Source organism: Kitasatospora sp. NPDC085895, assembly GCF_040702125.1.
Taxonomy (GTDB): Bacteria; Actinomycetota; Actinomycetes; order Streptomycetales; family Streptomycetaceae; genus Kitasatospora; species Kitasatospora arboriphila.
Genome location: NZ_JBFBJY010000069.1, coordinates 32,360 through 47,644 on the forward strand (window position 1 = coordinate 32,360; position 15,285 = coordinate 47,644).

At 70.9% G+C, this 15,285-nt stretch carries 14 protein-coding genes; 3 read left to right on the top strand and 11 right to left on the bottom strand.

All coding sequences use genetic code 11. The annotated features are described in order from the left end of the window. Positions 1 to 213: 213 nt before the first annotated feature. The 8 genes from AB0442_RS31775 to AB0442_RS31810 all read right to left on the bottom strand — a co-directional run bounded on the left by AB0442_RS31775 (position 214) and on the right by AB0442_RS31810 (position 7,873). Positions 214 to 408 carry a hypothetical protein gene (locus AB0442_RS31775; RefSeq protein ID WP_366167068.1) on the bottom strand — a complete coding sequence of 65 codons (195 nt, stop codon included), beginning with the start codon at positions 406 to 408 and terminating at the stop codon, positions 214 to 216. Next, positions 402 to 986, bottom strand: coding sequence for a hypothetical protein (locus AB0442_RS31780; RefSeq protein WP_366167069.1), 585 nt, complete (start codon positions 984 to 986; stop codon positions 402 to 404). Before AB0442_RS31780 ends, AB0442_RS31775 begins: the two co-directional genes overlap by 7 nt. Before the next feature lie 282 nt (positions 987 to 1,268). Next, the gene (locus AB0442_RS31785; protein WP_366167070.1) at positions 1,269 to 3,077 is read right to left on the bottom strand and encodes a DNA/RNA non-specific endonuclease; all 1,809 of its coding nucleotides are present in this window, start codon (positions 3,075 to 3,077) and stop codon (positions 1,269 to 1,271) included. Beyond that, complete coding sequence (locus AB0442_RS31790) at positions 3,074 to 3,946, bottom strand: sensor domain-containing protein (RefSeq protein ID WP_366167071.1); 873 nt, start codon at positions 3,944 to 3,946, stop codon at positions 3,074 to 3,076. The genes AB0442_RS31785 and AB0442_RS31790 overlap by 4 nt, the downstream gene beginning before the upstream one ends. A gap of 37 nt (positions 3,947 to 3,983) precedes the next feature. After that, positions 3,984 to 4,211: a hypothetical protein gene (locus AB0442_RS31795; RefSeq protein WP_366167072.1), complete on the bottom strand. Its 228-nt coding sequence runs from the start codon at positions 4,209 to 4,211 to the stop codon at positions 3,984 to 3,986. A 55-nt stretch (positions 4,212 to 4,266) separates the two neighbouring features. Then, complete coding sequence (locus tag AB0442_RS31800) at positions 4,267 to 6,225, bottom strand: hypothetical protein (protein ID WP_366167073.1); 1,959 nt, start codon at positions 6,223 to 6,225, stop codon at positions 4,267 to 4,269. Continuing rightward, complete coding sequence (locus AB0442_RS31805) at positions 6,222 to 7,193, bottom strand: protein phosphatase 2C domain-containing protein (RefSeq protein WP_366167074.1); 972 nt, start codon at positions 7,191 to 7,193, stop codon at positions 6,222 to 6,224. The genes AB0442_RS31800 and AB0442_RS31805 overlap by 4 nt, the downstream gene beginning before the upstream one ends. Beyond that, complete coding sequence (locus AB0442_RS31810; RefSeq protein WP_045306214.1) at positions 7,190 to 7,873, bottom strand: VWA domain-containing protein; 684 nt, start codon at positions 7,871 to 7,873, stop codon at positions 7,190 to 7,192. The genes AB0442_RS31805 and AB0442_RS31810 overlap by 4 nt, the downstream gene beginning before the upstream one ends. 215 nt (positions 7,874 to 8,088) lie before the next feature. Between AB0442_RS31810 and AB0442_RS31815 the strand changes: the two genes are divergently transcribed. Then, positions 8,089 to 10,434, top strand: coding sequence for a helix-turn-helix transcriptional regulator (locus AB0442_RS31815; protein ID WP_366167075.1), 2,346 nt, complete (start codon positions 8,089 to 8,091; stop codon positions 10,432 to 10,434). Beyond that, positions 10,431 to 11,375 carry a DUF6801 domain-containing protein gene (locus AB0442_RS31820; protein ID WP_366167076.1) on the top strand — a complete coding sequence of 315 codons (945 nt, stop codon included), beginning with the start codon at positions 10,431 to 10,433 and terminating at the stop codon, positions 11,373 to 11,375. Before AB0442_RS31815 ends, AB0442_RS31820 begins: the two co-directional genes overlap by 4 nt. 12 nt (positions 11,376 to 11,387) lie before the next feature. Here the strand turns inward: AB0442_RS31820 and AB0442_RS31825 are convergent, their stop codons facing one another. Then, a complete protein-coding gene (locus tag AB0442_RS31825; RefSeq protein ID WP_366167077.1) occupies positions 11,388 to 11,747 on the bottom strand; it encodes a hypothetical protein in 360 nt (119 codons plus the stop codon). Positions 11,748 to 12,529: 782 nt separating this feature from the next. Then, a complete protein-coding gene (gene tnpA, locus AB0442_RS31830) occupies positions 12,530 to 12,946 on the bottom strand; it encodes an IS200/IS605 family transposase (RefSeq protein ID WP_366167078.1) in 417 nt (138 codons plus the stop codon). 25 nt (positions 12,947 to 12,971) lie between these two features. Between tnpA and AB0442_RS31835 the strand changes: the two genes are divergently transcribed. Next, positions 12,972 to 14,180, top strand: a complete 1,209-nt coding sequence (locus AB0442_RS31835) for an RNA-guided endonuclease TnpB family protein (protein ID WP_366167079.1) — start codon at positions 12,972 to 12,974, stop codon at positions 14,178 to 14,180. Positions 14,181 to 14,456: 276 nt separating this feature from the next. Here AB0442_RS31835 and AB0442_RS31840 read toward each other — a convergent pair whose 3' ends face one another. After that, a complete protein-coding gene (locus tag AB0442_RS31840) occupies positions 14,457 to 15,065 on the bottom strand; it encodes an HAD family phosphatase (protein ID WP_366167080.1) in 609 nt (202 codons plus the stop codon). Between the last annotated feature and the right edge of the window lie 220 nt (positions 15,066 to 15,285).

The window sequence follows — 15,285 nt, forward strand, 5'->3', positions numbered from 1 at the left end:
GTTGACACCCGCTGTTGCCTCCGGGGCCGACCGGGCATTCCGGCCTCCGGAAGGCGGTGGGTGAATGGGGGCGGAGGGACGGGACGCGTGATGCGCCGCATCGAGGTGCTGGTCGGAGCGCAGTAGGTGTCGCGGACGACGAAGCATTCGGGGCAGCAGCCGACCAGGCGCGGCGCGGAACACAGACCTCGGAACCGGGGACAGGAAGGTCGGTCACTGCACCGATGCGGTGTGCGGGTGCTGCGGCGCCAGCGGGCAGGCGTAGATCTGCAGGTTGTACCCGTCCCCGATGGTGACCATGGTCGGTGTCGGTGACGGCGCCGGGCCGCCGAGGTGGGAGTCCCGGTCCTCGACGGGGGTCCAGCTGCGGACGTTCTCGTTCCACTCCGTTGTGGCGATGGTCAGCATCGGCTCCATCTCACTGCCACAGGCACGGCAGTGCCGGGGGCGGGGTCGGTGAAGCTCCAGGGTGCCCATCCGCCGACCTTCCAGCCGGGGGCGACGGACAGCTCCCGGTCGTAGTACCTGTCCTCCGCACCGTCGTAGGTGGTTCCCGGTGCCGCGTTGTTCTTCTGCAGGGCGCTCCAGGCCCGGATCCGTGCCCGCAACCCAGGGTCGAGTTCCGCCGACAGGGGATACTCGGTGACCTGTTCGGGAGCGAGTTGACACGGCTGCGGCAGGTAGCCCTCGTCCTGGAGCACGGATGGCAGCGGGGGCGCGGCGAGGACGTCGCCGACTGCGGCGGCGGCGCGCCAGAACAGCTCGGTCCTGGGCATGTTTTGTCCGGGGTGGTCGAAGGGGCACCACAGGACCTGGAGCAGGTCCGCGTCCCCGGGTGGGTGCAGGACGGCGATGTCGCGGAGATACAGCTGGGCCACGGCCAGCATCGCGACGGGCCCCTCGGGGCCCGGGTGGCCGGTGGCGATCTGGGTCAGCGCGGCACGCTCCCGAGGGGTGTAGCCGCGCTCGTCCGGCGGCCGGTTCATGACGGCTGCATGGATGTCCCGTTGCAGCCGGACATCCTCCGGGGACGTCGCTGGCAGCACGTCCGGCACCTGGTGCGTGCCCTCACAGTACGGCCAGGGCTCGACTGCGGGCCACAGCAGGGGTCCTCCCACCGAGCTCTCCTCGGGGGACGGCGATCCGGGCCTCGGGTGCAGCCGGACCGCTGTGCGGGCCAGCGGGCCCAGCGGAGGGAAGACCGCCACGATGGACTCCGGTCGCTTCGGGGTGGTGCGCAGCATGTGGACCTCCGGTCGATGACAGTGTCAGTTGCCCAGGTTGGGGCCGCCGCCGTCGGGGGTGTTCTCCAGCTCGATTTCGTAGAAGATGGGCCATGAGGCGCCGTTGGGCAGTTCGACCCGGGCGGTCATGGTGACGGTGGTGGGGATGGTGCTGTCATCGTGGAGGTAGTGGGGTGTCACCTCGTAGTGGACAGCGAAACTGCTCCCCTGGCTCAGTTGCTTCACCTCCTCCTGGACCCGCTTCTCGTACCGCCGCATGCTGATGCCCTTGGTGTTCAGGCCCTGCTGGTAGCACGGGACGAGGTTGTTCCAGTCGCCCTGGTTGCTTCCCCGTCCCCCGAGGATGTTGGCGATCAGGTGGCAGCGGGCGAGGGAGCCGTGGGCGGACTGGAGCTTTGCGTCCTCCCAGCCGGCGATGTCGCCGTCCGCCGGAGACCCCTTGTCCAGCGGGTTCGTCAGGCAGGCTTCCGCCTTCTCGGCCCTGAAGGGCGCGGTCCTGACCGTGGAGGGAGCGGTCGCGGTCTTGTTGCGGCTGGGCACTGGCTTGTCGGTGTTGAGGATCCATCCGCCGCCGCTCGGCCTGCCCTTGGGGTGGGTCAGGCAGGCGGCTCTGCCCGATGTGGGCGGCGGCGGGCTGGCGGGGCTCGGTGCGGCCGGGAGGGATGACTCCTGCAGCGTCGTGATTCCGTCGATGGCCAGCGCTTCACCGTTGCGATGGGTTACTAGCCCTCCGGAGTCGAAGGCGTCCGGGACCGGGGCCGGGGCAGTGGCGGCGGCCGGGGCCTGCACCCGTAGCGCCGTGTAGTGGCCGTTGGGTTTGCGGACCAGCCCGTCGTAGCTGATGGCCGGGCTGCCGAGGGTGGCTGCCTGCGCGGGGGAGAGCTGCCGGACGGCGTTGGGTGTCAGGTACGCCGTGCCGGGGCGGGTGTCGACGGTGGTGCTGTGCTGCTTCGCGTACTGCGTTAGCGCGGCGGCCCGGGGCTGCCGGTAGGGGCTGTCGCCGGTGTCCTCGTCCTGGCCGGCCGACCGGTTGCTGGCTTGCGGGGCCGGAGCGGGCGCGTCCCCACCTTGGTCCATGGCGGCCGCCGGGTTCGACGGAACGGAGGCGAAGCTCTGGATCGCCTGCGCCATCTGCCCGAGCAGTTGCTGGCCTCGGGACTGGAGCTGCTGTTCCTTCGTCTTGAGATCGGAGGCCTTCGAGTTATTGGCCTTGGAGGCGGCGTCGAGCTGGGAGGACCTGGCGTCGACCTGGGAAGCCTCCTGCCGGATCTGGCTCTCCTCGCTCTGGATCTTGTCCTCCATGGCGTTTTCCTGGTTCCGCTTGGCCTCCAGTTGGCGTGCCTCGGCGTCGAAGGCAGCGGCCGCGCCCGCCTCCGCGGGCAGTTGGAACGTGTGCGGCTTGGCGTTGTGGGCGGCGATCTCACCCTCCACGGCCTTCGCGCGCTCGTTGTGGCCGCTGATCTCCTGGTTCACCGCGGCGACCCTGGCGTTGAGCGCCGCCTTGCTGTCGCGAATGGCAGCGGACTCCTTGGTGATCCGCTCTGCCTCGGCGACCACGTCCTTCTCCTGCTGCGCCAGGTCCGCCGCCTGCCGGTTCGCGTCCTCGATCTCCACCAGCAGGGTCGCCATGGCGGCCTCGAAACCCCGGGGCGCCACCAGCGGAACGGGGGCGAGCGTGCCCGCCTGCGCCGTGACCGCCACGGCATCGGTCGCCGCGATCGTCTGCGCTCCCACGGCGGCGATCGGCGCCAGGAGCGCCATCAGCACGAGGTGGAGGATCCGGGGCAGCGTCCGCCGGCGGCACACAGCCGCCGTGCGCGAGGGCGCGGTCATTCGGTCACCTTGCCGGTGAGCTCGTCGGCGATCATGGAGACGGTGGGTTCGCCGTCACCGGCCTGGCAGACGGAGGCCTGTATCAGGCTGGCGCCCTTCACTCGGGCCTGGTGGTAGCAGGCCCAGTTCGCGGTGTCGCCCTGCCTCGCGGTCCACGCCACCGCGACCTCGGTGGCGGGGTGCGCCGCGTAGGTCCACTTCGACGTGCGTCCGGCTTGGTCGGTGAGTGTCGAGGACGGGCATTTGGTGAGGCCGCCGGTGAGCGTGCGGAAGGCTGCGGCCGCCTTCTCGCTGTTCGGGAACACGCCGATCACCTGGTTGACGGTGTAGCTGCCCGAGCCTATGGCGTCCTGGTAGGTCGCCGACAGGAACGCCTTCCACGCCTGCCCGTAGACCGACTGCGTCGTCGGTCCGGCGGCGACAGCGCATTCCGACGGGGCCGCGGCGAGCGGGGCGTGGGGCCGGTTCGACTGGGGCCCGGCCACCACCGTCGTTCCGGCCAGTTTGCTGACGCTGTCGGCGCTGAGCAGGTCCGCCTGGACGGTCCCTTCGGCGATGTGTGGAGGGAGGCCCGTCGGCTGTTGCGGCCAGTGCCACCACCCGATGCCGGCCAGCAGGAGGCAGGGCACCACTGCGGCCACCATCAGCCGCCAGTGGCGCAGTACCCCAGTTCTCCGACGCGCTGCCCGTGCCGCGGGCGGCGTCACCGACGCGGCCGGCGGCTGCGCGCCCGGTCCGGCAGTCGGCTGCACGGGCACGGACGGTGCCGCGCCGGCGCGGCCGAGCTGGGGCGGCACCGCGCGTGGCGTCTGCTGCCAGGTGGGCGGCGCCGGCGCGGCTGGGTTTTGGTTCCAGTAATGCTTCGTCATGACGTCTTCCTGGTCGTGGTGTTCCGGTCGGCGCCGTTCATCGGTGGCACGAGACGGCGAGGAGGAACAGCAGGAACAGCACGGCGAGGACGCCGAGGCAGCCGATGCCGCCCTCCGGGTTCTTGGTGTTGGCCTCGACCGTTCCGCCGGGGCGCAGGCCGGGGTGGCGGTCGGTGTAGTGCGCGATCTGCGCCCGCTCGCCCTGGGACTCGGTGCCCCAGGAGGTCTTGAAGCCGCACTCGCCGCACCGGTAGCGGTATGCCATGTCGGATCCTTGAACTTTGTCGGTGGGATGGTGGATCGGTCGCCGCGCGGCGGGGTCAGCGCCAGCGCCAGCAGACGGTGTAGCCGAGGTCGGGAAACTCGTTGGAGCGCCAGTAGGTGGAGGCGTCCTGGCCGCAGAACGCGGGGTAGTTCGGCGTGCTGGTGCGTCCGGTGACGTAGACGTTGGAGCGGTCGCAGCTGCCGACGTTGGTGAAGGTGGAGCCCGACTTGAACAGGCATTCGCGGACGGTGGCGTAGCCTGCGTCGTCGGGGAACACCATGGACAGGCACTGCAGGACGTCTTGGTCGGCGCCCTTGGGGCCGGAGACAGTCCGCCACTGGTTGTAGTGGGGCCAGCTGTCGCACTTGGAGTGGTCGCTGGTGCCGCGGTAGACGGCGAGGACCTTGAAGGCGCCGGTCCGGCAGGAGAGCAGCGACCACGGGCCCGCGCCGTTCGGTCCGAAGACGCAGTCGCCCTGCCGGGCGTGGTACGAATCTCCGCCGGGACTTTGGTAGCTGAGGCACAGGACCCGCGAGTAGCGCTTGGAGCTGACGCTCTCGTCGTTTCCGGGCACGTTGGCGCAGCCGTCCAGGTCGGTGCTGCCCTCGTTGATCCGGACGACCTTGAACGTCCCGGTGGTGCAGGTGGTCGGAGTGAGGTCGGCGTGACCGTTGGTCCCAGTGTCGAAGAAGCAGTCGCCGATGCCTGCGGTGGCGACCGGATCGGTCGGACTCGGGCTCGGGGTGGGCGTGGATGTCGGTGTCGGGGTGCTTGGGCGGGTGCTGCTGGGGGTCGGATCGGGCTGCGGGGCCCGGTACGAACTGTTGGTGGGGCGCGGCAGGTGACTGATCGACAGCGAGTGGCTGTCGGCGGCCGAGCGGGTGTTGGCCGGGTGGGAGTCGTCACGGTGGGCCGCGAACAGCAGCACTGCCACGACGGCGGCCAGGGCGGCGAGTACCTTGCCGACCCCGGCCGCCGCGCTGCCCACTCCCGCGCCACCCGCTGCCGCACCCGCCGAAACTGCCCCGCTGTTGACGTGCGGTCGCGAGGTAGTCGACCCGGTCGGCGGCTTCGGCTTTGCTCGCCCGGCCGGCTTCGCTCCCCCGGCGGCTTTCGGCCCGCGGTCGGGTTTCAGGCTGCCGGATGCCGAGGTCAGTTGTTCGGCCCAGGCGGCGGGCGTCGGCCGGGCGGCCGGGTCCTTCCCGAGCGAGGCACGGGCCAGGGCGCCGAGGGCCGGGTCGATCGCCGCCAGCGCGGCCGGGTCGGTCGAGGCCTGGTCGCGGGCGAAGAGGCGGACGGCGAGCAGGGCGAGCTTATAGGTGTCGCTGTGCCGGGTCGCCCGTTCCTCTCCCGCGGGGACCTGCCAGTCCGGGGTCTCGGCCTGCGGCAGCACCGTCGCGAGGTCGGTTCGGGCCGCGTCGCAGTCGATGAGGAAGCACTCGGGCTGCGGTGCGAGGGCGAAGAGCAGGTTCTTCGGCGAGAGGTCGCCGACGGCGACGCCGAAGCGGTGCAGCTGGTCGAGGGTGGTCGCGAGGTCGGTGAGCAGCAGCAGCCTGTCCCGGTCGGTGACGGCCAGTCCGATCCCGGTGATGTAATCGTCTTCGTTGAGGAGGTACTCCAGGGTGGCGAGCCGGGGCGGTCCCTGGTTGCCGGCCGCCAGGGTCCGGAGAGTGAAGTGGAAGCGGTCGGGGACGGCCCGCATCAGGAACCCGCACGTCTGCCCGCCGCGCTGGACCACGGCGGCCGGCCAGGCGGTCTTCTCGCACAGCCAGCGCCCCTGTTCACCGGTCAGCCGCTCAGGCAGCGCGACCGCGGCGGCCAGCGCGGCGGCGTCCACCTGCGGCAGCACCGCGGGGGCGTACTCCTTGTAGACAACCTCCCAACCGCCGTCGGTTGCAGACTCGTTGATGCGCTTGTTGCGCACCCGGTGGACTGATCCCTGGCCGCCGCGGCCGAGTTCCGCTCCCAGGGTCAGTGTGGCGAACTCGACCGGGGTGGCCGGTCCGGCGCTCACTTCGCTCCCTCGGCTCGGGGCCAGATCGCCAGCAGGGTGCGGTCGTCGTCGAAGGTCTCCCGGGTGAAGTCCAGCACGTGGCCGAGCCACAAGGGCGGGGGCGGCGAAGCGAGTTGGCGGGCGAACAGCTCCCCGACTCGGCCGTCGCCCTCGCCGAGCGGGTCGCCGAACCCGTCGGTGCCGACCAGCAGCGCCCACGGCTCGGCCAGTCGTCCCACGGCCGTCTCCGGCCGGTCGGGGACCAGGGGAAGCGGGGAGACCTCGTTGCTGACCAGCGGCGTGCCCGGTGCGGTCTTGCCGCCGAACAGAGGACGGTAGCCGCCGCCGGCCCGGTCGAGGAGCCACGCCCCGGAGTCGCCGATCCGGAACACTTCGGCCTCCAGGACGTCGCCCGTGGCACGGACCACCCCCGCCACCAGGGTGGTCGCGTACAGCCGGGCCACCTCGGCCGCCTGCGGTGCGGGGACGCCGAGCCGCCACCGCGCCAGTTCGCGCAGCCGTTCCGCGGCGTGGGCCGCGACGTCGGTGCCGTCGAGCCGCTCAGCGCCCCGGTCGAGCAGGTGCAGGATGCGTTCGACGGCGGCCCGGCACGCCTCGACGGCGCCCTGGTGGGACTCGGCGGCGCTGGAGACGCCGTCGGCGACCGCGAAGACGATGCTGCCGGTGGCCTCGTGCACGGCGGCGCGCGCCGCGTCCTGGCGCGGCTGACGGTAGTAGCGGTGCTTGGCGCCGCGGACGGAGGCGAACCGCAGGGTTAGCCGGTCGGTGGACCAGCCCTCGCACTCGCTGTCGGGGAAGTCGAAGGCGTACTGGCTGGGCGGCCGGGCCTCGAACTCCAGGCCCGGCACGTCCACGGTGATCCGCTGCCACGGCACCGGGTCCGGCCCGCTCGCCGGGGGCGGCCCGGCGGGCCTCGGGGGCGCCGCCGACGGCGCGGGGTCCGGGTCGCCCCGGCGTGCGGGCGTCACCGGCCGACCTCGTCGATGGCCATGGTGAACTGGTCGGGCCGGTTCACCACCAGCTGCGGGTTGGCCGAGTTCAGGGCGTGTCCGGAGGCCACCAGGCTCATGGTGAGCGAGTGGAAGAACTCCGAGATCGCCCGGCCGACGTCGGTTCCGGACTTGGCGAGGAAGGCGAACTCGGGGCGGGTCGCGACGTCGACCATGGTCTGCGCCCGGGCGTCGCCGAGACCGCAGGCGATGATGTTGGGCGCGGTCGGTGTGCGGTCCCGGTCGGTCAGTTCTGCGTGCGGCGCGTGCCAGGACGAGCCGTCGGTGGGTTGGCCGTCGCTGAGCAGGAAGACCACCGGGCGGTGAACCCGGTAGCCCTCGCCGCGCAGCCACTTCACGTCGCCGGGGATCCGCTGCAGTAGGTCCTCGAAGACGGCTCGGTAGTTGGTCACCCCGCGGATCACCAGCCGTGGCACCGTGGTCTCGGTGCGCATGTCGGCCACCGCGAGCCGAACCTGGACGTCGTCGGAGAAGCCCAGCACGGCCAGCCGGAGCTTGGCCGCGACCATCGGCTCCGCCCGCAGCCCCTCGCACAGCGACGCCACCCCGTCCCCCAGCTCACGCTGGTACGGCGCCATCGAGCCCGACTCGTCAGCCACCACATAGGCCGGCAGCAGGACGCCCTTCGCCTCCGCCATCGCAAACACCGCCTCCCTCACGTTCACGCAACTGGTGTCGCGGACGGAGCGGCCCGGGCCGCGCAACGAGGTGCGCCGGGGGCCGCGGAACCGCTGTCCGCACACCGATGCTGGCGTGGCGTCAGGCAAACGCACAGGTCACAGCACCGGTCATATGTGACCGGTCGTCAGAGGTAGGCTCACCTCTGTTTCGATTCCTCGGGGAAGGGCGGATCGTGGCGGAGACGCTCGGAGCACTGGTGCGCCAGTTACGGAAGCAGGCCGGCCTGACGCAGTTCCAGCTCGCCGAGCGGGCCGGGCTCGGCGAGAGCACCGTCCGCCGGATCGAGACCGACCGGCCCTTCGACCACCGGCTCGGCACCATCAACAGCATCGCGGACGCGCTCGACGCCGACTCCGAGGACCGCCGACGGTTGAGCGCCCTCGGCGGCGGCACCGGCCCGGCCGCGCCGGAAGCCCCAGTGCCCCCACCGGAACCACTGCCACCGCCCCGGGACCATGGCCCACTCGCTGACGCCGCCGAGGAGTTGGCCCGCGAGAGCCGGCAGCGCTGGCGCCGCGAGGAGGCCCAGCACCGGGTACACCACCCGTTCGCGCTGCCGGTGCGCTGGCAACAGGTGCCGGCAGGGGTGGCCGACCAGTCGGCGAACGCCCTCCTGCTGGCCCCCGGTGAGACCCGCACCGAACCGGACCTCAGCGGCGACCTGCGGCGGGTCGCCGAGATCTACCAACGCATACCGTCCGGCCGGCTGGTGGTCCTCGGCCGGGCCGGATCAGGCAAGTCGATCCTGGCTGTCCGGTTCGCCCTCGACCTGCTGGACGCCCGCACCCGCAACGAACGGGTGCCGGTGATCTTCAGCCTCGGCGCCTGGGACCCAACCACCGTGGCCCTGCGCGACTGGCTGATCGCCCGGCTGCTGCGCGACTACCCGCACCTGGCCCGCCGGGTCGCCAGCGGCAAGACACTGGCCGCGGACCTGCTCGACGACGACCTCGTCCTCCCCATCCTCGACGGATTCGACGAACTCGCCGAAGGCCTGCGCGCCCCGGCCCTCGAAGCACTCAACCTCTCCCGGCTGCCGCTCGTCCTGACCAGCCGGCACGCCGAGTTCACCGCTGCCGTCCGAACGGCCCACGCCCCACTGGCCGCCGCCGTCGTCCTGGAACTGCGCGACCTCGACCTCGACGACCTGCGCGGCTACCTGCCCCGGACCGAGCCGATCTTCCCCGGGCCCGCCGACATCGACGTGCAGGACGCGATCTGGGAGGCCGTTCTCGACCCCGCCCGGACTGCGGAGAGCGCCGGCCGCGCCAACCTCGCCACCGCGCTGCGCACCCCGCTGATGATCGCCCTCGCCCGCACCATGTACAGCGACCACCCCGAACGGCGGCCGGGCGAACTCCTGGACACCGCCCGCTTCCCCGATCCTGAGGCGATCGAGGAGCACCTGCTGGCCGGGTTCATCCCCGCCGTCTACCGCCCCCGTCCCACTGAACGGCTCGACACCGCCCACCGCCCACCCGGATCGTGGGACGCGGAACGCGCCGAACACTGGCTCGGCCACCTCGCCCACCACCTGACCCGGCTCGGCCGCGAACGCCAGGACCTCACCTGGTGGGAGATCGGTACCAGCATGAGCCGCCTCTCCCGCACCGCGATCATCGCCGTCCTGGCCGGCATCGCCTTCGGCGTCACCACCGCGATCGGCAACCTCCCCGTCGACCTGGTCGCCACCACGCACAGCCTCCGGTTCGCCGTCGTCCGGGGCCTGCTGGTCGGCGCCCTGCACGGCCTCGCCGCCGGCACAATCTTCGGACTCGTCTACTGGCACGCCTCCGCCCGCGCCGCCCTCAGACCCTCGCCGGTCCGCATGCGGCTCGGCATCGGCACCCCGCTGACCCGCCGCAACGCCCGCACCCGGTTCCTGATCGGCCTGGGCGGTGGAGCAACTGGAATGGCGCTCCTCATCCTGGTCGACGAAGGCCTTGTGGCCCCGCTCGGCCTCGCCGACGGACAGGGCGCCGGCCTCGCCGCCGGGCTTGTGTTCGTTGTGCCGATCGCCCTCTCGATCGGGCTGGTCTTCGGCCTGATCGCCCTGTTCGAGGCCCCGGTCCGCACCGAATCCGTGGTCAGTCCCGCCGACCTGCTGCACATCGACCGCCGCAACGTCGCCTACCACCTGCTCACCTGGGCGCTCGTCCTCGGCATCGGCGTCGGTCTGGTCAACGGCATCGTGTACGGGCCGCTGCGCGGCTTCGAGGTCGGCCTCGTGTTCGGGTTGGAGGGCGCCTTCGGCGCCGGACTCGGCTACGTACTGAGCCTGACCGCCTGGGGCCAGTGGGTGGCACTGGTCCGCATCTGGCTGCCGCTCACGGGACAACTGCCCTGGGCGCTGATCGCCTTCCTGGACGACGCCCACCAACGCGGTGTGCTTCGCCAGGTTGGCGCGGTCTACCAGTTCCGCCACGCCTGGATCCAGAGCCATCTGAGCCGCAGCCACCAGCAGCGCCACGGCCGCGGACAGCGCCGACGCGACCACTCGACGGAAGGGGCACTATGAGCGCCGAATCCCGCACGCACCGCCCGAGCGGGCGCACCCGGCGCGCGGCCGTTGCCGCGACCGCCACCGCACTTGTCGGTGCCCTCGCCACCGCCCCCGCGGCCGCCCGGCCCGCCGCCCGCACCCTGCACTACACCTGCATCTTCCCGACCATCGGCGGACAGGCCATCACCGCCAGGATCTCCGCGGACATCCCGGCCACGCTGCCGGCCGGCGAGACCAGCCCGGCCTTCGCCATCCACGCGGCCGCCACCGTCGAGGCTTCCTTCACCCTCGGCCTGCGCTACGTCCTCGGGGTGCGCACCATCGAGGGCTCGGTCGACGCCGGGACCCGCGTCCTCGCCCCGCAGGACGAGACCGCCGTCCCCGTCCACCTCGCCATCACCCGCACCGCCGTCCCCGCCTCCGGCGCCTTCGAAATCCCCGCTACCGGCAACGCGCCCCGGCTCTCCTTCGCCCGCCCCGGCACCGGGCGCGTGACCGCTGGCAACTTCACCCTCCACCTCGTGCCCAAGGACGCCGACGGCAACCTGGCCGGGCCCGGCCGGGTCGACGTCCCCTGCACCCTGAACGTTGGCCAGGACAACACCGTCGCCTCCTTCGAGGTCACCGCCGCGAAAGCATCCCCCACCCCATCCCCCACCGGACCTCCGTCAAGCCCGGCCTCGCTCCCTGCAGGTCCTTCCACCATCCCAGTCGGGCCGGACGCCTCCGCCGTTTCGACTACCGCCTCCTCCAGCACCACTCCGCCGGCTCCTCCACCGTCGGCGTCCGCCCCCACCGCGTCTGACGCCACAACCACTGCCCCGAGGACGCGGACCGCCCACCTCGAGGGCGCCGTCACCGCCGCGATTGCCGCAGTCCTTGCCGCAGCCATTGCCGCGGCCACAGTCCTCCGCCGGCGATCGAAACGCCGTGGAGAATCCGAGCCCTCGTCCTGAGCCATCCGCCATTCATCGACGAGCACCAGCAGCCACAGTCCCGTCCACGATGAGAACACCGTCACCGGTGCCGAGATGGTCCACGACGTAGCGGCGGACCTCGTTGCCCGCTGAGGCCACGACCCAGCGGGCACTGCGCGGCAGCCGCTGCATCGGACCGGGACGATGATGGCCGACGTGCTCGGCCAGCTGCCAGCAGTTCTTGTGCTCGATGGCGGATAGCAACCCGAGCAGATTGGCGCGGGCAGTTGCCCGAGGTCCCACCCGCTCGAACAGGCCAGCGATCCGAGTCATGCTCTCGTCGAACAACGCCCGCCATCGATCAGGGTCCACGCCATGGCCCGCGGCCAGCGCACGATCTTCAAAGTCCACACAAAGCCTTTGATCATCTCGCGGTGGCCGCACGCGTCAGGCGTCGTAGTACTCACCATCATCGCCCTGAACCCGCGCACGGCGGGCACCGGCCCTGGCCCGGATAGGCCGGGGCAGCGCGGAGTACCAGGCAAGGCTTCGGCTGCGCGGCACGGACCTGCTGGTGTGGGAGGTGCATCGGCCGGGGCAGCCGCCGTTGTCAGTGTCGTTCGACAAGCTCGTTGCCGCGGCCGCCCACTGGGCACACCTGGCCGACGAGCTTGCCGCACGGGACCGGCCGGTGAACCGCGCCGGGGCAACGGGCATCGTCGAGGTCTATCTCCGGGCGGCCCGTATCCGCTGGGGCATGGGTGCGCGGCGGTCGGGTGGCGGATCTGCTCGCTGCCGCGCCGTGGCTGCACGGCGAGGACGCCGTGCTCGCTATCTACGACGGGAACGAGCATGCCTTCGATGCGCTGATCACTGCCCTGAACGCCTGCGCGGCAGCCCGGGGCATGACGACATCGAGCAGCGCACCGTGTAGCTCCCCGCGGACCTGGTCGACTGGAACACCGAGGTGGTCCGCGACGAGACGACGACGACTGGGCGCAGAAGGAGGGCAGTGCCGGGCCGTGGTGGTGAAATGCCAAGAGGCCGTCACCCCGCGGGGCAAGACTGGCCACGACGACGGCTACCGGCTCTATTCGCAGTGCGCCGGGCTTCAGCGCGGTGGTGAAGCGAATCTGAGAACTGCTCTGACCTCGCCTGTGGGCACGGATCTGCACTGTTGCCCTCAGCCCGGGTTAGAATGGCCGGTTGTGCTGCTCGATGTACTGTTTCACGATGCTGAGCGGGGCTCCGCCGACAGATCCGGCGAAGTACGAGCCGGACCACAGGCGCTGTGCCCGCCAGTAGTGGCGAACGAGGTCGGGGAACTCCTGGCGGAGCCTGCGCGAGGACACGCCCTTGCGGGAGTTCACCAGCCTGGACACGGCGACCTTCGGCGGGAAGTTCACGAGCAGGTGGACGTGGTTGGCCTCGCCGTTGAACTCGACCAGTTCGGCCTCGAAGTCCTCGCACACAGCCCGCATGATCTCCTCGCATCGCGTCAGGTGCCGGTCGGTGAAGACGGAGTGCCGGTACTTCGTTACGAAAACCAAGTGGACATGCATGCGGAAGACGCAGTGACGGCCAGTGCGAACGTTCTCATCGATACCCATAAACCAATTGGGTATCGTGATCCGCGTGCAGCTTCGGTACAGTTTCCGCTTGTACCCGAGCGCTGGTCAGCGCGCGTCGCTGGCGAGGGCGTTCGGGTGCGCGCGGGTGGTCTACAACGACGCGCTTCGCGTTCGGGAGACCGCCCGCAGCGAGGGGCTGCCGTTCCCGAAGACCGGCGATCTGTCCAAAACGCTGATCACCGAGGCGAAGAACACCCCCAAACGGGCGTGGCTCGGCGAGGTCTCCGCCGTCGTGTTGCAGCAGTCCCTGCGGGATCTGGACACCGCGTACCGGAACTTCTTCGACGGCCTCAAGGGCAAGCGCCCGCGCATGGGCGCGCCCCGGTACAAGTCGCGCAAGGACACCCGGCAGGCGGTCCGGTTCACCGCGAACGCCCGCTGGTCCATCACCCTGGGACAGAAGCTGCGCCTGCCGAAGATCGGCGACCTGAAGGTGAAGTGGTCTCGGACGCTTCCCTCGGTGCCGTCCACGGTGACGGTCGTCAAGGACAGCGCGGGCCGGTACTTCGCGTCCTTCGTCGTGGAGAGCGGCCCGGAGGAGACCGGGCCCGAGGTGACGCCCGAGGTCGGCATTGACCTGGGCCTGGGGTACTTCGCGGTCCTGTCGGACGGCCGGAAGATCGACAGCCCGCGCTTCCTGCGCCGGGCCGAGAAGCGCCTGAAGAAGGCGCAGCGGGAGCTGTCCCGCAAGGAGAAGGGCAGCAAGAACCGAGACAAGGCCAGGGCTCGCGTCGCACGGGCACACGCCCGTGTCGCGGACGTGCGCCGCGAGTTCCATCATCAGCTCTCCACGCAGCTGATCCGCGAAAACCAAGCGGTCGCGGTGGAGAACCTGGCGGTGAAGGGACTCGCCCGCACGCGCCTGGCCAAGTCCGTGCACGACGCCGGATGGTCGGCGTTCGTGACCATGCTGGAGTACAAGGCCGCCCGGTACGGGCGCACCTTCGTCCGGATCGGCCGCTTCGAGCCCACCTCCCAGGTGTGCTCGCAGTGCGGTGTGAAGGACGGCCCCAAGCCCCTGCACGTCCGCATCTGGACATGCGGGGCCTGCGGGACTGTCCTGGACCGGGACATCAACGCGGCAGTCAACGTCGCCAAGGCGGCCGGACTGGCCGTGCCGGCCCGTGGAGCGCAGGGAAGACCGGGACCCGTCCCGGCACCGCGCAGCGAAGCGGGACCCCACCCGAAACCGCAGCCGACGACGGCGCGGTAGGCGGGAATCGCCGTCCTTCAGGGCGGCGAGGATGTCAAGCCAACGGCATGTTCGCCACCCGCGACCTGTCCATCCGTGCCGTCTACTCGGTCTCCAACCTCGGCCTCGACTTCGGCGCTTCGGCCCCCTGTCCAACCGTCTGCTGGGAGCCGTCCTGAACCCGTCCGCCCCCGCAGCACTGACGGCGATCGTTGGCGAACGCCCCTGGGATGCCCAGCCCATCGACCGCGATATCCAGTGGAGCCTGGGGCACGCAACACGCACCGGAGAGGTCGGTCAGCAGGTGGGCGGAGTTGTTGGCGTTCGTCGCTGAGGGATGCGGACCGACTTCATCCCGGCGGCGGTTGCGGCCTGGATGCCCATCTCGGTGTCCTCGAATACAAGGCAGTGTTCGGGGGCGACGCCGAGGCGCGCGGCCGCTAGCAGGAAGCCATCGGGGTCGGGCTTGGGACGGCTGTAGTCGCCGGCGCAGACCAGTACATCGAACTTGTCGAGCAGCCCGATGGTGCGCAATGAAGCGGTCACTGATTCGCGGGTACTGCCGGAGACGACCGCGAAGGGGAGGCGACCGTGCGCGTCGTGGATGTGTTCCAGAGTCTCTGGAACTGTTTGGAGCCGCGGGAGCATTTGCTGGAAGAGTTCTTCCCGATGGCGCATGACCTGCGCTATCGGCATGGTGAGGCCGTTTTGGTCGTTGAGTGACGCGATAATGTCCGCGACCGGTCGGCCACCCCAGGCGTAGAAGAGGTCCTCAGGGAGCTCGCACCCCCACTCGCGCAGCGTGTGCCTCCACGCCACGTAGTGCAGTGGCATCGAGTCCACAACGGTGCCGTCGCAGTCGAACAGGTAGGCGTGGTAGGTACCCGGCGGCGGAGTGATCATCATCGGGGCACCGTACATCAGGGACCGTGAAGGCCGTTGTCGCGCAGGAGGACCGACCCGCTCCGAGGGCACCCTCACCTCCGCACACGAAGCCTTACAACTTGGTGCGCGATAGACGGGGAGTGTGGGGGGCGTCGTGGATGATCATGAGCCATGAGGTCGGAGTGGGCTCGTGGGGTGTTGTCGCATCGGATCTGTACCGGTCTGCCGAGGCGCCGGCTGG